32 protein-coding genes and 1 other RNA gene are annotated in these 20,306 nt (G+C 44.9%); 2 read left to right on the plus strand and 31 right to left on the minus strand.

The window, feature by feature from the left end; all coding sequences use genetic code 11:
* From ACED59_RS06615 to ACED59_RS06755, 29 genes are all read right to left on the minus strand, one after another.
* The coding region (locus tag ACED59_RS06615; RefSeq protein ID WP_371731361.1) for a phage protease at positions 1–921 on the minus strand (921 nt) is incomplete at its 3' end.
* Between the two features lie 313 nt (positions 922–1,234).
* A complete protein-coding gene (locus ACED59_RS06620; RefSeq protein WP_017098211.1) occupies positions 1,235–2,029 on the minus strand; it encodes a phage minor head protein in 795 nt (264 codons plus the stop codon).
* A complete protein-coding gene (locus ACED59_RS06625; protein ID WP_017098212.1) occupies positions 2,022–3,578 on the minus strand; it encodes a DUF935 domain-containing protein in 1,557 nt (518 codons plus the stop codon). The genes ACED59_RS06620 and ACED59_RS06625 overlap by 8 nt, the downstream gene beginning before the upstream one ends.
* Entirely contained in the window at positions 3,575–5,185 is a 1,611-nt protein-coding gene (locus ACED59_RS06630) for a terminase large subunit domain-containing protein (protein ID WP_371704810.1), read from the minus strand. The genes ACED59_RS06625 and ACED59_RS06630 overlap by 4 nt, the downstream gene beginning before the upstream one ends.
* Positions 5,186–5,190: 5 nt before the next feature.
* A complete protein-coding gene (locus ACED59_RS06635; protein WP_017096615.1) occupies positions 5,191–5,397 on the minus strand; it encodes a hypothetical protein in 207 nt (68 codons plus the stop codon).
* Positions 5,397–5,987, minus strand: coding sequence for a DUF3486 family protein (locus ACED59_RS06640; protein ID WP_016076436.1), 591 nt, complete (start codon positions 5,985–5,987; stop codon positions 5,397–5,399). Before ACED59_RS06640 ends, ACED59_RS06635 begins: the two co-directional genes overlap by 1 nt.
* Positions 5,988–5,996: 9 nt before the next feature.
* The gene (locus ACED59_RS06645) at positions 5,997–6,287 is read right to left on the minus strand and encodes a hypothetical protein (protein ID WP_016076437.1); all 291 of its coding nucleotides are present in this window, start codon (positions 6,285–6,287) and stop codon (positions 5,997–5,999) included.
* Between the two features lie 154 nt (positions 6,288–6,441).
* Entirely contained in the window at positions 6,442–6,744 is a 303-nt protein-coding gene (locus tag ACED59_RS06650; RefSeq protein ID WP_016076438.1) for a DUF2730 family protein, read from the minus strand.
* On the minus strand, positions 6,744–6,962 hold the full coding sequence (locus tag ACED59_RS06655; RefSeq protein ID WP_016076439.1) for a TraR/DksA family transcriptional regulator: 219 nt from the start codon (positions 6,960–6,962) through the stop codon (positions 6,744–6,746). Before ACED59_RS06655 ends, ACED59_RS06650 begins: the two co-directional genes overlap by 1 nt.
* The gene (locus ACED59_RS06660; RefSeq protein WP_017096616.1) at positions 6,959–7,561 is read right to left on the minus strand and encodes a hypothetical protein; all 603 of its coding nucleotides are present in this window, start codon (positions 7,559–7,561) and stop codon (positions 6,959–6,961) included. Before ACED59_RS06660 ends, ACED59_RS06655 begins: the two co-directional genes overlap by 4 nt.
* Entirely contained in the window at positions 7,534–7,809 is a 276-nt protein-coding gene (locus ACED59_RS06665) for a hypothetical protein (RefSeq protein WP_017096617.1), read from the minus strand. The genes ACED59_RS06660 and ACED59_RS06665 overlap by 28 nt, the downstream gene beginning before the upstream one ends.
* Positions 7,810–7,811: 2 nt before the next feature.
* Complete coding sequence (locus ACED59_RS06670) at positions 7,812–8,234, minus strand: DUF5675 family protein (protein ID WP_017096618.1); 423 nt, start codon at positions 8,232–8,234, stop codon at positions 7,812–7,814.
* Positions 8,235–8,323: 89 nt separating this feature from the next.
* A complete protein-coding gene (locus tag ACED59_RS06675) occupies positions 8,324–8,830 on the minus strand; it encodes a hypothetical protein (protein WP_017096619.1) in 507 nt (168 codons plus the stop codon).
* 11 nt (positions 8,831–8,841) lie between these two features.
* A complete protein-coding gene (locus tag ACED59_RS06680) occupies positions 8,842–9,240 on the minus strand; it encodes a Mor transcription activator family protein (protein WP_017096620.1) in 399 nt (132 codons plus the stop codon).
* Between the two features lie 105 nt (positions 9,241–9,345).
* Positions 9,346–9,864 (minus strand): gp16 family protein, encoded by a 519-nt coding sequence (locus ACED59_RS06685; protein ID WP_017096621.1) that lies wholly within the window; start codon positions 9,862–9,864, stop codon positions 9,346–9,348.
* Positions 9,857–10,093: a hypothetical protein gene (locus tag ACED59_RS06690; protein ID WP_371704811.1), complete on the minus strand. Its 237-nt coding sequence runs from the start codon at positions 10,091–10,093 to the stop codon at positions 9,857–9,859. Before ACED59_RS06690 ends, ACED59_RS06685 begins: the two co-directional genes overlap by 8 nt.
* 8 nt (positions 10,094–10,101) lie before the next feature.
* Positions 10,102–10,338 carry a hypothetical protein gene (locus ACED59_RS06695; protein ID WP_016076447.1) on the minus strand — a complete coding sequence of 79 codons (237 nt, stop codon included), beginning with the start codon at positions 10,336–10,338 and terminating at the stop codon, positions 10,102–10,104.
* Between the two features lie 28 nt (positions 10,339–10,366).
* Positions 10,367–10,437, minus strand: an RNA gene (locus ACED59_RS06700) — hammerhead ribozyme type II.
* Positions 10,436–10,645, minus strand: coding sequence for an SEC-C metal-binding domain-containing protein (locus ACED59_RS06705; RefSeq protein WP_016076448.1), 210 nt, complete (start codon positions 10,643–10,645; stop codon positions 10,436–10,438). The genes ACED59_RS06700 and ACED59_RS06705 overlap by 2 nt, the downstream gene beginning before the upstream one ends.
* Positions 10,646–10,659: 14 nt before the next feature.
* Positions 10,660–11,109, minus strand: coding sequence for a hypothetical protein (locus tag ACED59_RS06710; protein WP_017096623.1), 450 nt, complete (start codon positions 11,107–11,109; stop codon positions 10,660–10,662).
* Positions 11,106–11,291, minus strand: a complete 186-nt coding sequence (locus tag ACED59_RS06715) for a hypothetical protein (protein WP_016076450.1) — start codon at positions 11,289–11,291, stop codon at positions 11,106–11,108. The genes ACED59_RS06710 and ACED59_RS06715 overlap by 4 nt, the downstream gene beginning before the upstream one ends.
* Positions 11,263–11,511: a hypothetical protein gene (locus ACED59_RS06720; RefSeq protein WP_017096624.1), complete on the minus strand. Its 249-nt coding sequence runs from the start codon at positions 11,509–11,511 to the stop codon at positions 11,263–11,265. The genes ACED59_RS06715 and ACED59_RS06720 overlap by 29 nt, the downstream gene beginning before the upstream one ends.
* Positions 11,498–11,779, minus strand: a complete 282-nt coding sequence (locus tag ACED59_RS06725; RefSeq protein ID WP_371704812.1) for a hypothetical protein — start codon at positions 11,777–11,779, stop codon at positions 11,498–11,500. The genes ACED59_RS06720 and ACED59_RS06725 overlap by 14 nt, the downstream gene beginning before the upstream one ends.
* A gap of 10 nt (positions 11,780–11,789) precedes the next feature.
* Positions 11,790–12,407: a DUF3164 family protein gene (locus ACED59_RS06730; RefSeq protein ID WP_237297408.1), complete on the minus strand. Its 618-nt coding sequence runs from the start codon at positions 12,405–12,407 to the stop codon at positions 11,790–11,792.
* A 15-nt stretch (positions 12,408–12,422) separates the two neighbouring features.
* The gene (locus tag ACED59_RS06735; protein WP_371704813.1) at positions 12,423–12,749 is read right to left on the minus strand and encodes a hypothetical protein; all 327 of its coding nucleotides are present in this window, start codon (positions 12,747–12,749) and stop codon (positions 12,423–12,425) included.
* 10 nt (positions 12,750–12,759) lie between these two features.
* Positions 12,760–12,972 (minus strand): hypothetical protein, encoded by a 213-nt coding sequence (locus ACED59_RS06740; RefSeq protein ID WP_017096628.1) that lies wholly within the window; start codon positions 12,970–12,972, stop codon positions 12,760–12,762.
* Positions 12,973–12,980: 8 nt separating this feature from the next.
* Positions 12,981–13,928, minus strand: coding sequence for an AAA family ATPase (locus tag ACED59_RS06745; protein ID WP_371704814.1), 948 nt, complete (start codon positions 13,926–13,928; stop codon positions 12,981–12,983).
* A 34-nt stretch (positions 13,929–13,962) separates the two neighbouring features.
* Positions 13,963–15,948, minus strand: a complete 1,986-nt coding sequence (locus ACED59_RS06750; RefSeq protein ID WP_371704815.1) for a transposase domain-containing protein — start codon at positions 15,946–15,948, stop codon at positions 13,963–13,965.
* Positions 15,949–15,959: 11 nt separating this feature from the next.
* Positions 15,960–16,175 carry a helix-turn-helix domain-containing protein gene (locus tag ACED59_RS06755; RefSeq protein ID WP_017096631.1) on the minus strand — a complete coding sequence of 72 codons (216 nt, stop codon included), beginning with the start codon at positions 16,173–16,175 and terminating at the stop codon, positions 15,960–15,962.
* A 221-nt stretch (positions 16,176–16,396) separates the two neighbouring features.
* Between ACED59_RS06755 and ACED59_RS06760 the strand changes: the two genes are divergently transcribed.
* On the plus strand, positions 16,397–17,062 hold the full coding sequence (locus ACED59_RS06760; RefSeq protein WP_017096632.1) for a S24 family peptidase: 666 nt from the start codon (positions 16,397–16,399) through the stop codon (positions 17,060–17,062).
* A 158-nt stretch (positions 17,063–17,220) separates the two neighbouring features.
* On the opposite strand, the gene ACED59_RS06765 is transcribed toward ACED59_RS06760, so the two are convergent.
* Together ACED59_RS06765 and ACED59_RS06770 are read right to left on the minus strand one after the other, a co-directional pair.
* On the minus strand, positions 17,221–17,553 hold the full coding sequence (locus ACED59_RS06765; protein ID WP_017096633.1) for a hypothetical protein: 333 nt from the start codon (positions 17,551–17,553) through the stop codon (positions 17,221–17,223).
* A 148-nt stretch (positions 17,554–17,701) separates the two neighbouring features.
* Positions 17,702–19,084, minus strand: coding sequence for a PLP-dependent aminotransferase family protein (locus ACED59_RS06770; protein WP_017096969.1), 1,383 nt, complete (start codon positions 19,082–19,084; stop codon positions 17,702–17,704).
* Positions 19,085–19,187: 103 nt separating this feature from the next.
* On the opposite strand from ACED59_RS06770, the gene ACED59_RS06775 reads away from it, so the two are divergent.
* On the plus strand, positions 19,188–20,081 hold the full coding sequence (locus ACED59_RS06775) for an EamA family transporter (RefSeq protein ID WP_009846953.1): 894 nt from the start codon (positions 19,188–19,190) through the stop codon (positions 20,079–20,081).
* Positions 20,082–20,306 lie beyond the last annotated feature (225 nt).

The following is a 20,306-nucleotide window of genomic DNA, read 5'->3' on the forward strand; positions in this document are numbered from 1 at the left end:
CAAATTCATCTTGCGACACATCGCAAGTTCGTCTTTATCTAACTGGCTGCCACCTTCAACTTTCGGCTTCTTAATCTGGGAGTTGGTCGCAATAGATGGAGCACTCTTCACAAACGCTTCGAACTGCTCAATACCGCCTTCAGCACGACACATACCAACAAACATTTCTTTGTTTGCAGGCGCAATCTTGCCTTCATCAATCGCAGCCTGAACCAAGCCATCGACTTTCTTGTCGTTAATTTCTTTTAACTGAGCTTCAGCCGTGGTGGCGCGATTCAGTGCAACGGTGTGTGTTTCAATTGGGATGAACTTAGTTAAGTCCGGCGTAGCGGCACGGTTTAGCGCAATGTCTTTCTCAGACTTAAGTGAATTAATTGCGGTAACACCTTGCTCTTCGGTCGCGTCTGCGGCTAGGCCAAGCGCGGCTGCAATCAGTTGTGAAAGCGGCATGTCGGTTTCCTCTTGTCGATTAAGGGCAGGTACATAAAAGTTAGGTTTGTTGGTTAAGCCAGCGCTGCTCATCGCAGTAATGACGCCTTGCTGGTCATAGTTAAAAGCAGGGGAGTAATACAGATATAACTTGTCGGTAATTTTATAGCGGCCGATATAGTTCCATTCGACTTGCGCCCAAATCTCACCTTCGCGGTTTTCTAGTGCCAGAATCCAACCCGCTGCATCAGCGTCTTTACCTTCTGGGCCACGAATCTCGGTAGCGTGTTCAATGTCGAAAGGAAGTTTTGCATCAAAGGCTGCAACAATCGCATCAGGTTCGGTGTTCATCCACATGCGACCATCACGGCCTTTTACTTCACCCGCAGGAATCATTGGCAACCAAACGCTGTTAGTACCTTGTTCTTCACCAAGGCCATCAATCATGCTGTTCGATAAGTTGAAACACATTGCCAGGTAAGTTTTTTTCATTACTCGCTCCATAAATCAGAACTTACATAACAACCTCCTCATTGGATTAGTTGGTATGAACTCGTTTCGTGGATTTAAGAATGCAAAAAAAAAGCAACCGACGAGAAATAACGTCGGTTGCTCTATTTTGAGAAAGGGGAATGAATTGAATTGCGATTGCTAAGGGCTTAAAGATTACCCGAAAAAATCAGCTTATCAAGCTGACTTGTGCAATCTCACCTAAAATAGTTTACTGAACCATGTTTAAACACTGTTTAAATCGACTCAGATTTGTTAGAACTTTTTTAAACGACACATTGTAGCCATTTTACAACTAAGAGCCATTAGAGAGCGTCTCACGCATTCTTGTTTCTTTTTGCAATAGGTCTTCTTGCATCGCTTCTTGGCGTGATTTACCAGGGTTGTAATTCCATCCTGGTTCAATGCCTTCTGGTAACACTTCCACTTCACCCGTTCGCTTGTTTAACCACTGCTTAGTGCCACCTTCTGGCGAGTCGGTCGATACCTTATCATCGGCAATCAGCTTCTCAGCTTCAAACTTCGATACTTGGCGTATCCAACATTTGCAGCCCCAACCGTTCGGTGGCATGTGGTTATCCCACCACGGGTCACCAACAGGAAGCAGCGTATCTTTCCATTTAACGTGATCAACTCGATGCTCCATGGATGGCCCAAGCTGATAAAGCAAATAAGGCATGGCGCGTTTGGTTCGCTCGATGCGTTCCCATTGCCCCGCTGAGCGTGCCGTTCTCATGTTGGTTTTGTAAATGGTCTTTACACGGCCTTCACTGCCTAATTGAACGGGCTTTGAATCTCCGCTCAGTGGGTCAACCATTTCTTGAATGCCCCACCAACCAGACTTAACCAAGAGTGGCTTTAAGATATCTTGAAACTGCTTGAACGTTTGGCCTTGCTCGATGGCCTCTTCAACAATGGCTTTCACATCCACAAGAAGATCGGCATTCAGCATCTTTGCAACAGTGAATGCGTTGTTGTGCTCTTGCTTCCATACGTCGCGATAGTCAAAGCCAGGTTCTATCCCTTTACTCTTGAACCACTCTAGTGATTCAACAGGCACAATACTTTCAGACGCAAGGGCTTTAGACATCTTTAGCGTCTCCATAGCCGCGCATCTGGAACATGTATTGCGCCATCTGCTCAACAAACACGTCAGCGCCTAATGTCTCTTGAAGCTCTGGCAGCTTTTCTAAGAACGTTTCATAACTGTCTGACGCATTGGCCAGTTCGATGATCGGGTTCATGAAGTCTTCCGCAACTTCTTCCCAGTCGCTCACGGCTTCATCGGTTAAGTCGTTCATTTCCGCTTCAGCCGTTTTGCTTATGCGGTTAATCGCTACCTTTGATTTATCTCGGTTGGTCGCAGGAAGATTTTGAGCAAGTACCGCGCTTGCTGGCATCAGCACATCTTCATTGTCGGTTGGTTCACGTAGCCCAAACTTTTCACGCACTTCACTTGCAGATACGCGCATGCCACTTTCAATCATTGGCTTCAAGCTATCGACCAACATCTTCAAGTCTTCTGGCTCTGGCACTCGAATGCGAACTTTAGGGTAACGCTCTTGCACCCCCCAGTTCAGGATCACATAGGGCTTAACCAGGTACTCATTCACACACGCTTCAAGTTGGCGCGCATCCCACTTAGCAATATCCATACGTACTTCGTTATGAACATTGGCTTGAGATTGCGAACTGCCGTTATCAGCCGTCATGGTTTGGCCAAGTACCGCTTTACTGGTTTGCTCATCACACCAACGGGCCATATTTTCAAACAGCGTATTACCGCCATTGCCTTTGGCCGTTTCGATAAGCTCTAGCTTCATGGATTCAGGAATCACCGCACCTGCATCACTGGCAATGCGACCAATGGCATTTACTAGTGTGTTGATATCTTCGGCACTGGCGTTCGGGCCGTATTTACCCACACGAACAGGAATGCCAAACACTTCAGCAAACGCCCACCAATCACGAACCGTGAACGATTTAAGCATGTACATCACGGCAACCAAACGGGCTAAACCGTTACGCCAAACAATGCCAGATTTAGATCGAGGCGTATGCACCATAAACTTATACGGCTCTAACGGCTCGCCACTTGGCGCAGAATCACTAATCAATAGAATGTCTTCAAGCGTGTCTTGGTCGGCACGAAGATAGCGAGGGTCTACCCATTTATAATCTTGTGGTTTCCATGGTGTTTGTTTGGTATCCCAAAGCACTTGTACAACGGCTAACCCTTTACCTAGGCCATCAAGCAAATCAAAAAACAGTTCTGGTATTTGGTCTTCGGCCATGATGTCACGAACGCGATCAGCCATATCGAGATCAACTTGCTCATCACTGGCAGGTTCAACGGTAGGCTCAATAGCAGCAACCGCCAACTTACGGGTGCGCAGCTGCGCCGCGTAGTGCAAATCGCGCTCTTCCATTTCTTCGGCAAGCGTCATGTAATCTTGTGGGTTGTTTCCATCTACCACACTGCGAAGTAATCCCGCTAATCGAAGCGGGTTTAAAGTAGAGGCGACACTGGCAGGTCGAGGGTTTCGCACACTGGTGGTGTACGCTTTGGCAATGTCTTCAGACAGTAGCGTCTTATCGGCTTCTAATGGCTTGCCGTTTACATCAACAATTGAGGTCATAGTCTAATTCCTTTGCCGCGTAAGTCTTGGTTCGGCATATCATCAAATCGGTTATTTTCTTCGGCGGTGCCATGAAAGCGGCGTTGGTTCTCATCGACATTGGCCTTGATGGTGTGCAAGCCGTAACGCGTTAAATCCGCCTTAGAAGCTAAGTAAGCAAACCAAATAGCAATGGCACTATCGCCGTGTCGTTTGTTTCCGTCCTCGCCTTTGGTTCGTGTTGAATCAATACTAGGAACGCCTGCTTTAATTTGGATTTGTCCCAAATCAGTAATTACGTCCTCATGCTTTGGAAGCAGTATTTCATCATCTTCAAACGCAGCTTTAAATGAAGGCATGTTCTCGCGGTAGTAACCCACAGAGAGCATGACCTCAACCACTTCTTCGCCGTACTCGTATCGGGCTTGTTCGGCTAGGTACTGGCCGTTACCACGCGCATCAAGATAAATACCATCACGCCTTGGGAGTTGATCACAAATAAAGTAAAGCGCTTGCTCTTGCTGCTTGAATGGCACATTGCCAAGTTCTAACAAGAAAGGAACGGTGCGCTTCACATCATTTTGAACGGCCATGGGTGCATAAACGGTTAAGTCACCAGAGCGTGCAAAATCCTCACCCAAGCAATGGCGCAGTTTAGGATCGAGCTTATCGAGTTCTGGCTGAACGTGTTCCTCTAACCACTCTTTCATCTCAGCTTCACGGATGTGCTCTTTCGCTTCGTTAAACGCCTTAGAACCAGTGAAGCTTAATACTGGGCCATCTAACCGCGCAGCACGTTCACGCAAGCCACGGCTAATGTAAGCACCACCGCCATTCTTCGGAACACATTGGTACTCTTCAAGTGCATCTTCTTCGGTGGCCGTGTCACGAAGCAGGTTCGCTTTCCATTCATCTTCGAGTTCTTGCGTCCACGGCGTCTTCTTAACCTGGCATATACGTTTATATAGCCCTTGTTCGCAAGCGTTATCTAAGGTGATGGTGTGGATCGAGTAACGTTTTTTACCTGCACGACTGTCTTGAATTAGGGTGTTGAATAAATTCTCGATGCCGTTATGGGTACTGATTAAGCGAACCTTTGAACCCCACATGGTTAATGCGAGGGCCGCTTTTAGCACTTCGGCTAAGCGTTCATGAAAGGCCGCTTCATCGATGATAACCGTGCCTTGCATACCACGCAGGTTAGAAGGGTTACTTGATAGAGCTTTGACTTTGAAACCAGACGCAAAGTTGATCACGTAAGTCAGAATGTCTTTATCTTCATTCTCGAAGACTTCTTCACTGACATCATCACACGCGCAGCTGTAAGCTTTGGCCCACATTGAGACAGCATCAATAAACTCTCGCGCCATGTCTTTGGTTGAACCAACATAGAAGACATCTTCACCGCCTGCAATAGCAGAGGCGGCAGCACTCAATGCTGAGTCTGCCGCTTCTGCCCATGTCACGCCTGTTCGTCGGCTTTTCTCTGCAATCTTTAATTGAGAGTCATCCGCTATCCAGCGCTTTTGATAAGGCAGCAATACTTCGTTCTTATCAAACTCACCAGATAAGACAAGCGTTTCACTTTGCCGTTGTAGCTTTTTTTGGGCTGCGCTTCTTTCTGTCATCAGCTTTATCCAAGCATTGCACGAACGGCGCAATCTTTAGCTTCTAACAGCTTTCTTAATGCGATTTCACGCTCTTCATTATCAGGTAGGTCTTCAGCTATTAAGTAAGCCAACTCATTGAAGGGTTTGTTGACCGTTTGTAAACGATCAGGTAAATGCAAGTATTTAAAATACTGAAGTATCTTCGGTGGTGTCGGTTTCTTAATTCCCATTATGCAATCCCCAATATGCCTTTCTTAATGTCTTGAATGGTTTCAGCGGTTACGCCAGCCTGCTTCACAATGGCTTCAGTTGCATCGGCTACTTCTGCCGCAAACGCTGCACGTATTTCTTTCTCAACCTTATGGCTCACCATTGAGGCTTGCTCGATACGTTGAATAACCAAAGCGAGTTGAGCGAGTGCTTTGGGTGGAATTACTTCACCATCTTCAGCTGCGTTTTCCATCATGGTCATGGACGTTTCAAAAGCCATGGTACGCACAAACTCTTGCAGCAGCTTACCCACATCAGAGGTGGGCGCTTCACCCAGTTTGGTTGTCCACACTTCCGCCACTTCGCGAGACTGCTTCAAACGCTGGCCCATTTCTTCCATGCGCTTGGCGTATCGGTTAAATCCAGTGCGACTGATTTTCACATCTTCTGGAAGCCCCGCATCATCAATCATTTCATTCACGGCCAAGCGAATGTCTTTCTGTGTCATGTTCCCACTGCGAATAAACGCATTCAGAGTTTGACGAATTTCATCAGGCAGCAAATCTATCTTTGATTTTCGATTACTGGCTGAACGGTTAACAATGGACATACAACACTCCTAAGCGCGTGGACGTTTTACACCAGGAACAATGGCTTGACCTGTTGCCACATCTTCACCACGGCCTGTAAGTTTTGCGACTTGGCAATCTAATACAGTACGAATGCTAATTAGCCCTTGCTCTTCAAGCCAAGATAAATGCGTACGAACTGCATCACGGCTAATGTTGTGACCGTAAGTATCAAGGCAAGAATCAAGGATAGATTCGTTCGCTTCATACCCTGTCATGTCATGAAGTGAACGCAAGATCACAAGACGCTGGTCTTCTTTTAATAACTCTTTAAAGCCCATAAGTACTCCGTTAAAAATTAAAACTGATATGAGAAAATAGCCATATCAAGGATTCTATTACTACCCACCCAAAGCCTAATAAACAAAACAGACCAAGAGTTAAAATTAAGTACAACCACTTATCTTTAGGGCTTACGTATTCCATAATCACACTCTATTTATCATCTTTTAAACGTTGTTCTAATAGCAGTTGAGCGAGGTGTTCTACAGGTTGTATTTGTGCCCGTAGCTCTTTCATCTCACCGCGTGTATTTGCCATTTCAAGCAATAGCTGCGTGACTTGTTGCTGAGTGGGTAGATTGTCAATCTGCGTTTGTAGTTCGTCCACTTTACGTCCTACCTTTTCTAGGTCTTCTCGCTTGGCGTACGTTTTAGAAAGCAAGGCAAGGACTAACATCCCCAATGTGCTCAACGCAGCCCATGCGATAGGCCAATAAGTTTTGATCCACAACTCCATTAATGTGGCTCCTTATGTGATTGACAACTGACGCAGCGCACCGCATTAGGCATCGCTTCTAATCGCTTAGTTGGGATGGTGTCACCACAACTTAAGCAATAGCGATTACCGTGTTCATCTTCGTCGGGCTGTTCTATGCAGCGTGTACGTTGATGAGCAATGGCTTTTTCTCTGAAGGTTTGCTCAAGCTCTTGAGCCTTATCGAACTGGTCGGTCATTTGCGCCCCTTGATCACACTTCCGATAGCACTCGTTATCTTATCGCCACTCGACTTAGAGTAAGGGGCAAAACCATCAAGTGAACGCAATCCATGGTAAGAAAATGCCAACGCATAAAGTGTTAAGGCGATAGCGATATCAGGCCCTGATTCGGAAAAGCCAAACACCTTAGCGGCCGTCATTAAGAAGATATAAAGCGTACCTGCCCAAAAGCTTTGACGAGCTTGCTTTGGTCGCGTTTGGCGAACGTATTCGTCTTTAGCATTATCACCATTACGAATAGTGGTTTGAGTTTCGTGATGTTCGGCTTGTTTATCACTAAGCGTGAGTTCTTGGCGGCGAGTCTTTTCCTTTTCTAACTCGACCTTAATCTTCTCAAGTTCAACCAAAGATTCAGGTGGCAAGTTTTGCAGGGCGCGAGTAACGGCCAACTCTTTCTGTGCCTTGTTAGCACCAAACATTGAATCGGCTTGCTCTACCGCTTCGGCTACTTTGTCTGCCGTTTCATTACCACCAAACAAACTTGATATGCCGCGAATAGCAGCAGGGCCATATTCCATGGCAAGCGAAGCTACCCCCGCGATGACTGAAAGTGACATTCTCTTAAGCTCCTGATTTTTGAAACTAGGTCATTCCCTTGTGGCGCTTTCGCAATACCAAGGTGGCGATCAATTTCATTTTGAGAGACACGGCTCCACGCTTTCGAAAAGTAACTTTGCATGGTGGCATCGTGGCTAAATAAAGGCGGGGTTAATGGGACTTCAATACCGTTTTCAAATGCATTCAACTCGGCATCGAGGCGCTGTTCGCGCCCTCGTTGTTTGGCAAAGTCCCAATTGCGGCCCATGGTTACGCTCGACGAATAACAAGCTTGGCTTTTTCACCACCAAGGTGAGCCATAAAATAATCGAAGGCCGTGCCTGAATTGATAACAGCCCATTCATTATTCACCACACCAAAGTCCATGCCTGGTGCAATACAACCTTCAAGCTGTGCTGCTCGGTTTGCTTTGTGGATAAGAATATGAGTTCGTTGAGAAGGGCCGAATCGAGTAACACCAAGGGTAGGTGCTTCTAGTGCGTAGCATTTGCCAAACTTCGGGCTGTCATGTGGTAGCAGGTCGTAGGTGCCTTCTGGAATACATGAAATGCCAGCTTGGTTATTTTTCCAAGGTCGTTCAACGGTCTTGAGAATAGCGTTTCCATTCTCATCGCACAGATAAGAAAAAACACCATGAGGGAAATAATTGCGATGGAGAGTTAGGGTTTTCATAGCACAACCAGTTTAGTAATGGGGTTACGTTTAACTGATTGTGCTTTCTATTTTGATACGGAAGGTAGTAACGCTAATTATTGATGATATCAGTTTCTCGACACTGAAATTGGCAGGAAGTAATTGTCTTTCATAGTCGCATCAATTTTACAAAAATCAAGACTCTCTTGCTTTCCTGCCACAAGAAAACCGTTAATTCCTTGTTCATCTCCACCAACATAAACCCAGTGTATATGGCCACTTCTATCATCTTTTATTTTAAACTCAATATCATAAGTCCAATTGTATTTTTCTGAGCGGTAGCCAAGCATACCAGTTTGCTGAATAGGTTTAGTTAGATCGAGTTCCTCATCACCCCAAGTAGCTTTAGGGTTTTTAGATTCATATTCAATAATGACGTCACTTTGATATGAAGCATTTACACTGTTCGCTTTCTTTGCTGGAGGGCAAAACTGAGATAGAACAGAAGCTGCATCTTTGATTATTTCAATATGCTCCGAATCGGATTCATTCATTTCAAATGACAGGGTATTACTAGGCTCACTACACCCGACAAGAGCATAAGCTGCAAGCAAGGTGATCACTGATTTTTTCATTACTAACTCTCTTAAAATAAATTCGGTTGACGGTTCTTAACTTCTATCTTGCGCATTTTAGCCACTACGCGATAGATATGCTGCATACTTTTATCGTATTTACGTGACAGCTCTTCAACATTCGCACCATTGAACTCACGCCAGATAGACAGGTTCATGATTTCAGATTCAAGCTGTCTGCCCCGTGGAAGGTAAAGCTGAACACCACCAAACTCTTTGCAAATACGATGCAGTAAAACCACCGCAAGCTTTGGATCGGTTTCGTTCTTAACGAGTTCATCTTTGAATATGCAGTAGATTTGGCGCATGGCTTCTGGCCATCTTTGGTGCTCTTCATCGTCTGCTAGTTTTTCAACTTCTTCTAGGCTTACATTCTTGTAGCCAAACAAGTCTTGGCTTTCTTCACTCATCACTGCCTCCCATCCACATGGCACACCTTCACAAAGTATAAATACAAAAACACCCCGCTTGGCGAGGTGTTTGTAGTATATGGCAGTGTTTACTGGTGGGGCACGTTAAGCAGGTTTGTAATATTTCTCAATATAATAATCCGCTAATAACTCGTAACCAGCTGGGCCTGTGCAATCGTTGTTCGATGGAATGCGACCACCACTTTTAGTGACCACCTCGGCCATCAATCGATAGTGCCATTTCTTTAAAGCTTCTAACACTTCAGCTGCTTGAGCTGACTTAAGCCAAACCGCTTTTTCAATGCCACGTCCATTTGATGCAGTAGTCATGCGCTTCACATAAGCATCAATGGCAACGTCGTTCGCATTACGGATAAAGCCTTGTTTGTGCATGGTACGCCAAATTGCACGAATCTTTGCCACTTCCGGCGCTCTTGCTTGTGGCTTGCGTTTTGGTTTAAAGCCTAGCGCTTTCATTCTGTCTAACACTTTGGTTAGTTGAATGTCGTTCAAGCCTTTTGCACTTCGCTTACCTGTGCATTGCTCAAGAACGTCACGATAAGAATCATCTTCCATGGCAAGATCACGCTTAGCGATTTGGACAAGTTTGAGTAAGTTAGACATTTACGACCTCAACCAAATTAATACTTTCGAGTTCTTGAATAGAACACTCAGCCATATTAACACCAACCCATAAACACATTACTTGCTCTGGTGTTAACTCAGGGAAGCGTGCAAGGACGAGGCGGCATGGTTCATATGCGGCATAATGGCTACCGTGAAGGTAGTGCATTAACCTTGCAGCTAAAACCACATCATGATTTCTGTTTAAATCTGGTAATGAAAACTTCATTTTCTCTCCTAAGCCGCTTTACGTTTGGCGTTCTTGCATTCCAACTGACAAGCTTTGCACCAACTCTGTAACCCATCGGGGTTTCTTCTGCATGGCGACCAGAACAAGGTGTCTTGCGGCCAATACTCTTGGCAGTGTGGGCACCATTTCTGCAAGCCTAGTTCAGCATCGAGTATGGCTTTACCATTCGCTAAGCGGCGTTGTAATAAACCTGCTTTCATTAGTGGTGTGTATTCACCAAACATAATAAAAACCTCCTATAGCTTTGTGTTGTACTGGCTGCTCATCAGTACCTAGCAACCACGCTAGGCAGACAAGCAAGGCGAACCTTGCTTGTTTCGCTTATTTATCTTCTAACAATCTTCCACAGCATTTCTTAAACTTCTTCTTTGAACCACATGGACAACGCTGTTTAGGTCGGATATTTATAAACTTCTTCTGAGAGACAAATCCTTCCTCTAATAACTCTCTTAAAGTATTTTCTGGACGCTCACCCATGCGATAAACAATTCTTTGTTCTTGCTCGGTGATTTGATGTTTTAGTATTTCCATCTTGTATTCCTTTTTTATGATTCAAGGCACGTTGCTTTAGTCAGCTCTAACCCTTCGAGCTTTTTGAACTGACGACACAGCACAGAAGCTTTTGAGAAGCTAGGGACATGAAAAGCATGAATATCGTGCAAGTCTGGGTACTCTTTTTTTGTGCGACGTTTGCCGTATATTTTCTCAATCGATTTTTTGAACTTTGTGGAATATTTAGCTTTGGTTTTTAAGCACCACACTTCACTCAAAATGCTTGGCGCATCTTCGGTGAAACTGAGACCACCTTTAAAACTCACCCATGCACCTTTGATGTGGCCATCAACGTAGACTTGAAGACAGGTTTTCGATTCAGACTCACGAACGCGTTGCACTGACACTTCATAACCTTTGTAATTAAAAGCGATATCAACCCAACCACCTGCCATTTCCGCTTCAATCTCAGCCCACATTTCTTTTGTAATTGGTTTGCTCATTCTTCATATTCCTTTTCATTGCTTGATATAGATTTCACTCGCTTCGCTTTGGGCAGTGGCGTATTGCGCCAATCACCGCAGTGGTTATCTGCCCATTGCTCTGCTTCGACTTGAGAGCAGCGGCGAAACTTCATGATGTATTTGATTAATTGGTTAGGCCGCTTCGCTTTCGTCTTTTCCATTGAGTTCATCCATCATGTCTTCGTACTCTTCACGAACGTTCGAACTGGACTGATTTAAAATGAACTTCAGTGCTGCGATATAGCCTTCTTCAAACGTGCTATCTGGAAATGCAGTGCCGTCTTTTTCAATTAAGGCTTCAGCCATTTCAATTTCTAGATCAATCACTCTGCGAGTGTGGGCGGTAGTGAAAGAACGTTGCAGTGGGTTAGCTGTATGCATGTTGATTCCCTCTATTCCGTTTGTCATAAACGGTCACAATGTTGTTGTTTCGAATTAGGAAGTAGGCGCAGTCACTTTCTAAAATTCGCTTTGGCTGCCAACCTGATTCGCATTTCATTATTCTTCGCAGTCTGTTCTTGCTTGGGCGGTTAGCTTTCGCCACCGCCTCTACAAGTTGTGGAAGGCTGCGACCCGTACGTTGTCGCCATCTTTCGATAGCATGGCGACTGACGTTTATCTCTCCATATCGGGTGCTTATCAGTAACATTTACACCTCGCTATAGCTTGGCGATATCAAGAGCGATTTGTTTGTACTGACCATCACCTTGGCGTTCATAGATTCGAAGGTAAGGCGTTTTACCAACAACCTTGATTGAGTCGGCAATGGCGTCCATCGCCTCTAACCAATCAGGGTCGGTAATGTTTAACTGGCGAAGGCTAAGCACTTGGTTAACATCAATGTGACCTTGCTTGTTTACGCGGAAAGACAAATCAACCAGGGCTTTAATTTCATCGCTTGAATTTTCATTCCAACGGTTAATGCATTCGTCAATTTTTGCCTTAGCCGCTTGGATGCGTTCATCGAACACGCGGTGCTCTCCAATTGAGCGTTGCACCTTGTATTTGCCATCAAACGAAAGCAGCGTAACGTTGCCTTTGGTTCCGCCGTATTTCACATCAAATTCAGCAGAGCTTAGGTCTACAAAATCCGCGACATTCTGCATGGCTTCTTTCTTAAACAGCGCAAGGGTTTCTTGTGTCGCAATCGCTTTTTTTACGATGTCAGCAACAACATCATCACGCAGTAAATCAACGTCTTTGATTTGGCTTACTGGTACTTGGTGGCCTTGGCCGTTGAAGCGGAAACCGTCTTGTGGTTGGGTTTGATTAGTCATTGTTTTTCTCACTTATTAAAAATTCTTAGGCTGCACCGCAATAAGCTCAGGTGCGTATGGGTTTAAGTACTGAGTCATGCACTTCGCGTTAATATTGTCGGTCTCACTTTCCACCCAACGAACTAGGCAACCGCTAAGCTTTGCGATGTGTGAAACTTTAAGTGTCTTACCCGCCTGTTCACGCACTTCGTTTGATTTACTAACAAGCCACACAGGTGGAAACTCGATGGTAATAACAGGGATGGCAACGCCAGTGCTTACATTCACGATCAAGCTTCCTGCCGTTTCTAATCGAGACAGGGCATTAGCCACAGCACGACGTTTTTCATTTAGATGCATCATTGGTATTTCCTTAATCGTTCCAACATGAAATTTCTTCTTCAACATCATCTACAGCTATTGGCTTATCACCTGCTTGAACCATGCTTTCGTAGCTACACTGAAAACAAATTGCGTAACTCCAACATTCGTAAAATGACCAAGTTCCAGAAAATCGAATGTGCATTTCTTTAGCTACTTGGATTCTGTATACCGACCATTTCAGCCACTCAATAAATTGCTTCATATTTCACCTCAATCGTTGGTTTCTAATTCAGCAAACGCTTTGCGTAGCACTTGCTCACTAATGGTTTGGCCTTTGGCAAACATCGCCGCCAGTTTGAGTGTTTTGCTTAGCAATCTAAGGCCACCTGGGCGCTCACTGATTTGCAGCATTAACCCGCGTTCAGACTCGCCGTTTACGTTCCATGCATCAGCAATGGCACGAACGTCTGCTTGCTTGGTTTTGTGGATGCCACGCTTCTTCGCAATGCGAGAGAACAAGCGCGCAAAATCTTCATTACGGCGACCACCTGTAAGCTGTGTGTAAACCTTGTTGTTACCCACGAGCACCATGCCAACGCCCGTTTCTTCTTGCAGAATTCGCAGCTCTTCCAGTGTTGGGTAGTCAAGGTGATCCGCTTCATCAATCACCACCAAACCTTCGCTACCAATCAGGCGGTTTCGGATAACGCGAGACAGTGGGCCTTTACGGCGTGGCGCATCGTCCATGCCTAGTTCCATAGCCAGCTCATATAGGCACTCAGTAAGGCTTGAACAGCTTGGGCTTGAAGTGATCATCCATACGTTGTTGTTGCTTCGTTTGTATTCGCGCAGCGCTTCTGATTTACCCACACCAGACGCCCCAAAAATAACCACGATGGATTCGGTCACTTGGGCATACATCATGTCGTCGGTCAGCTGCTTAGCCGTTGGTGTCATCACAAAGCCAGGGTCTTTGCTTGGGGCGGTTGTTTTCTCAGCGCGATAAGAAAGCCAGCGGTCTATTTTTTTGATCATCTTGGCTGGGTCAGCTTTGTATGAACCGTTCAATATTTGGCTTAGCGTGGCAGGTGATACGCTGATCTCTTTTGCAATCTGAGACGCTGAAACAGCTTTCGATTCTGTTAATGCACGAATGCGCATTAATGTGTCGGTTTGCTTCGCTTCTGCATTGCCTAGTTCAACTACGTTTGTACTCATATCAATCTCCATTTATGGAAGGTTTAAATAGGGTTTAAAGCTTGTTTTTAAATTTCTGTTCAAACAGGTTTGAAACGCTTTGGCTGAAGTTCTGTTCGTAGTCTTCGTCTTCATCTTCTAGCGCTATGGCCTTAGCCGCCGTGTTGCCAATCGAAACGGGTCTGAATGGTTCAACCACTTTGGTTTCTGGTAGCACTTCCTCTTCAAGAGGCTTCATCATTGCGGCCACTTCCAACGCATCAATATCAGTTTGAGCTTGCGCAGCAATCTTGTTCGCTTTGGTAAATTGTGTGCGCTTGCGTTTGTGTTCTCTTGCCGCTTGCGTATCACCAAATCCGGTCTTATCAAGACATTCAGCGGTACAAATTCGAACGCCATTCAAGGTGTAAACCTCGATAGATTCATGCAGCTTTAATGGGTCGAAACGTGCCACTAATTTTTGCCCTACATAATTCATCATCAACTCGCTGTAATAGCGGTTCTTACGGCCTTTCAAACTTCCGCCAGCGTCCAGTGAAATAGTGCCGTGTTTAGACACTCTTACTGCCTCGGCTTGTAGCATCATCATTTGCAATTGGTCGGTGGTTGCCTTGCGTATTGCTGCCGTTTCATAGCTGGCATTGAACGCTTGGTTAAAGCTCATAAACCCTTTGCACACTTCGGTGTGTCGGTTCTCTCTCGCGTTGTACATTTCCACGCCTTTAGCGATGGCTTGTAGAAAGTCTTCCGCGTCGATCGCCTTGCTTCCGTAGTTGTCTGGTTTTGCCATTGGGTTCGGGCCTGTATAAGCGCCACGACAAAGTGGATGTTTATCGATGTACTCTTCAAGGCCACCCACACCAAACGCACGTTCTATCGGTTTGGCTTGGCCGTGACCTTTGCCTAATATCACGCTCGACCAGTGCAACTTGATATTCATCATTGGGATGATGCCAAGGGGATCGTCTGCTTTTACTTTGAATCGGTAACGGTTAGGAACGCCGCCAGTCATCCATTTGTTTGCAGCTGCCCTGGTGTTATCCAAAGTCAGCTCTTTAGGCACACCGAACTTTTCACAAACGTCCATTAATGAAAGACGAATGCTGTCTGTGTTTTCACTAATGTCACAACGCCAACCAATAATTTTGCGGCTGTAGATGTCTTGCCAAAACCACGTTTTAGGACGAAGAATTTCACCGTTAAACCACTTAACAAACACGTTGTGTTGATAGCCATCGCCGTTAATCCATTCCAGAGCGTGAAGCCCTTCAACGGTACGTTCTTGCGGTGGGAACATTTGGTGCAGTGCGTGTTCACCTTCACGAAGCATGATGCGTTGTTGCACTGGTACTTCATGTTTCATTCGACGATCTAAGCTTTTTAGGCTTGGCACTTTCCAACCCTTCGAAGGGGCTGTATCAATAAGGCGCTCGTAACAAACGGTCATTGTTGGTTGTTCAAGGCTTAGGTAATCCGCTTTGAAAAACTCCCACGCTTCAGGTGTGATGTAAGCAAACTGATTCGGCTTTTGAGTTTGGGATGATTCAAAGTTTTTAGGCAGCAGTGCAGGAGCCCAATCACATTCGTCTATCCCTTTCACCTTCGCGCAGCTACGACGCAAAGTAGAAAGTGCCACGCCATATTCTTCAGAGACCGATTGGTAAGCGTCCATCAACTTAATGCCGTTATTCTTAAGTGCAAAGACAGCTTGAACGGTGCGTAATGCTTGCTGTGCTTTCTCTTTGGCAGCGTTGTTGTTCTTACTCCAACGAGCCCAAAGCGCTTCACGGCAATACGACTGCTCGCTTTTCTTTTTCGGCAACTCAAGAACCTGATCGCCAACTTGAACTTTGCCTTGTTTTCTCATCAAGGCGGTTTGAACCTGGACTGGAAGAGTGGATACTCGATACTCAAGTACACGTCCTTTAACGCCTTTAGCTTGTTGCTTTTGCCATCCTTCCTTTCTCGCTCTATACGATATTCCTTGAGGTGTTTCGGGCAACCCTGCAACTCCTAAAAGGTCTTTAGCTAGAATCCACATAAGTCCTCCTTCTAGTATCGGCTAGGCCAGATAACTGATGGTTGAACCCCAATTGCTTCTGCAATGATTTTTTCAGCTTTTGGGTATTTGACGCGCATAGCGTTTCTTAATGTGCTTGCTGCTAGACCTTCTCTAACTGAAAGCTGAGTAAGAGAAATTCCTTTCTTATGAAGTGCGGCCACGATGTCTACACGGTGCCAATCTGCATTGTTTGTTTCTTTATCCATTTCATGTCACCATTTAAAGTTAGTAATCGGTGTAACTCTGTGCGTTTACCCCGTTGTGTATGAAAGAGATTAGATTGAAAGAAACGTTAAAGCAACTGCTTTCTTTTAAAAATCTAGCAATTCTGTGATGATTTTATTTAAGTTGTTGTTTTGTATTGATTAAAAATTAAAAGAAAAAGTAAATCTTAAAAGCAAGATGGCTTTCTTTTTAGGTGGTTTAAATGAAAGAGTGGTTTTTAACAAGTGACTTGGTTGGAAAGAACGGGATGCCAGATACTCCCCAAGGAGTAACTAATAAAGCTAGGAATGAAGAATGGAAGAAACGAAAGGCTCCAGGAGTGAAAGGGAGAGCATTTGAATACCACAGAAGCAGCCTTCCTCAATCAGTTATAGACTCCTTAGAAAACAACGAGGTACGAGAGCCTTCCGTTGCCTATCTTGGTGATACTATTAAGATTCCTGTCTACGACGTCACTGTGTCTGCGGGGCATGGCTGCATCCCATACGAACAAGACCAAGCTAATGAATACGTAGCAATCCAGAAAGAGCTTCTATCGCTCTATGGCGTAACGAACCGTAGAGAGCTATTCATTCTTCCTGTAAAGGGCGACTCCATGGAGCCCACGCTCTATGAAGATGACCTGGTGCTAATACAACGGATAAATTTAGATAGCTTTTTACATGAAGGGGTTTATGTCATTCGTCTGAAAGATGATCTATTCATAAAGAGAATTCAATACAACCATATAAAACAGACACTTAAAATAAAAAGCGATAACAAAGAGTACGACGAAATGTTTTTCTCAGGAGATGACCTAAATGATATTGAGGTCATTGGTGAAGCGGTGCGTGTTCTGATGACGAGGATTAGAAAGGTTAGACTTTAACGCCTCTCGTTTTAAATGTTTAAACTCGATTTAAACAGCGAACAAACAAAAACAGCCAGTGCTCACTTTGATAGGGTAAAACGACACGTTTCAGATTTATTGCTCATTTCGTACCGACTTTGACAGGTACAAAAAAGGGCGCAACATGCGCCCATCCATTAATCCATCAAATCCCGTATCTGTTCCAGCAGTTCAGCCCGTCGATACTCTAACTCGCCAAGCTCTTGGTACAAGCTTGCCAGCTCTCCACCAACGCTTGACAACTTCGCCATAGCGTTAATAGAGCCACCAGTATCAAACACCCCATCTTTCTTCCTCAATGCCTGCTCATACCTTGCCACAGCAGTCCTTGAGGTCTTTACGCCCATTTGAGTATTCACCCAATCAGCGACTTGTGTACACTTGCCATAGCCCGATTCACGTATCTTTTCATCAAGCTCTTTCTTTTGTTCACTCGTAAGTTGCATCACGAAATTTCTAACACCAGCCATAATACCCTCCGTTCTCTTAATCCCATTATATCCCGAATTAATTTAATTAAAAGGTCCGTTTAATCCGCCAAAGGTCCGCCTGATCCCTAATCTCCCATATTGTTCATATCTCTAGTCTCTATACACACGTATTAAGAACTGGAACGTATTAGCTATGAACGTGAATCAGTTCGATTAAGTCGTTCAATTCCTGCTTGGCTTTTCCCTCTAACGAGTAACCAATATTGATGCGTAAGCAATTGCTGTAAAGGTCATGAGTGCTAAACAGGTGCCCAAGCCTGATATCAATGTTGTGGTCGGCAACTGCCTGAGCAAAGCTTGATTGGTTCAAATTTGGTATTTGTAGCCAAAGTACCATGCCACCTTGCGGGTTACTTATCTTTACTCCTTGAGGAAGGTGCTGAGCCAAATAACTTAGGTATTGCTGGCGCAAAGAGAGAAGCTGAGTACACCTTCTTCTAACGTGTTTTGCGTATTGACCAGATTCGATAAAGTCAGCAACTGCAAGCTGAGTGGGTAGGGCGACGCCATAGCTTGCAGCAGAAAACTGAGCCTTGTATTCGTTAATGAACCTCCCTGGTAAGCACCATCCTAATCGGTAACTCGGTGACAAGCTTTTCGATATTGAACCACACCATAGTACATAGCCGCCTTTGTCGTAGTATTTCGCGGGGAGTGGAGTGTGTGAGGAATAAGAAAGTTCCAGATACACATCATCTTCAATGATCGGTACTTGATAGTGATTCGCTAATTCAGCAAGCTTTTGTTTTTGACTAGCCGACATGTTGATCCCTTGAGGGTTCATATGAGAGGTACAAAAAATCGCGGCATCGACTTGTCTATTCTTCAAATGCGCTTCCAATTGTTGCAAGTCGATACCGTCATCCAGAGATGGGATCTCGATGATTTGTCGCGACATCTTTCCGAGCAACTCCAGAATGCCGTTGAAACAAGGTGAACTAATCGCGATGGTGTCGCCTTCTTTGGTGCACGATTCAAGTGCTGCCTTAATCGCAGACATACAGCCTGCAGTAATCACCATCTCTTCAGGTGAAAAGTGTACATCGAGCTTGGCAAAGTGAGTGGATAATGCCTGACGTAACATTGGCTCACCTTGTGTATCTGGGTAATGGTTTAGCCTGCTGCTCATACGCCGAATAGCGCGGCGAAAACTGCGTTCCAGTTCAACAATCGACTGTTCATCATTGGCGGTGCTAGACACCCCTAAAGATCCATTGATTGAGTTGTGAGTCGATGAGGTTAGCTTGACGCTCGACACTTTACTTTCAAACTGTGCCCACTCTGGGGTTGAACGAGCAGGTTTATGAGGAGAAACAAAATACCCTGCTTGCGGTCGAGAGTGTATCCAGCCTTGTGATTCGAGTTCTTGGTAGCAGCTCACCACGGTCGACATGCTGATGGCTTGTTGTTTAGCTAATTGACGCAGCGAAGGCATGCGTCCACCTTCGGGTCTTTTCCCCGTTTCAATCTCATCAATAAACTGATTGGCTAGCTTTCTGTAGATGCTCATGGTCACGACCGTTGTTAACTGTACTGGTTTTTATTGTAAAAATTGTATCTGTACTGGTTTTGTTGATCAAGGGATACTCATTCAAAACAAAGGAGGGGTCAGTATGAAAAGAAATGATTTGTTGTTAGCGGTGTTCGTGATGGCAATTTGGGGATTCAATTTCTCGATGATCAAAATGGGTGTAACCAATGTTCATCCGTTGTTGGCAACCGCCGCGCGTTTCTCGCTAGCGGTGATTCCGGTGATATTTTTTGTAGCAAGACCGAATGTCGCGTGGCGTTATTTAGTGAGTTATGGCTTTGTGTTTGGTGTGGGCATCTGGGGCATGGCTTCATGGTCAATCACCGCTGGGCTCTCATCGGGGCTTTCGTCGGTGTTGCTTTCAACCAATGTGCTAATTGGTATGGCGGTTGGCGTGTGGGTTTTCAAAGAAAGTGCGTCGGTTCGCAAGTTAATGGGTGCGATGTTAGCCATGTGCGCGTTGGCGGTGCTGGTTTCCGCAGCAACGGGCAATGTCACTGTTAATGGCGTGATTCTTATTATGATCGCAGCGTGTAGTTGGACGTTAATGGGCGTGATTGTTAAAGCGTCTAAAACCACTCAGGCTTTTGCGTTTAACGTGTGGGGCATGCTATTTGCGCCAGTTCCATTAGTGTTGTTTGCGGTGATGCTGCACGGTGACCAAATTATTTGGCAGGCGATAGAACAATGGGATTGGAACGCAACGATTGCTGTGTTGTTTCAGGCTTACCCAACCACGCTATTCGGTTACTGGGTGTGGAATAAACTGTTAATTCAATATCCGTTAAGCACGACAGCGCCGTTAACCTTGCTAGTACCTATATTCGCATTGATCAGTGGTTACTTTATGTATGACGAAGTGCTATCAGTCGCTCAAGTTGTGGCATCTGTACTGTTTCTAGTCGGTATAGGTTTGATAGTGAAGCCTGCTAAGACAACCGTAAGACCTCTTAGGGAAATAAAGACGATTGATTGAGCGTTTTCTAAAAACACAGCAGAATAGCATTGTCGAAAGGATTGACTAATTCGAATTAAATTCTGAAATGATACAAATATCATATTTAATAATGGTTACTTAGTAACCTCTGTTGAGTTTGATATCAAATCAAGTGGCTGATTTTATTGGGTATAGGATAGAGGTCTCAAAAATTATCTTTCAGAACACTAAAGTTTTAAATTCTTATTATGTTGGGTTTTGCGG

This window comes from Vibrio sp. FF266 (genome assembly GCF_041439695.1).
GTDB classification, from domain to species: domain Bacteria; phylum Pseudomonadota; class Gammaproteobacteria; order Enterobacterales; family Vibrionaceae; genus Vibrio; species Vibrio tasmaniensis_A.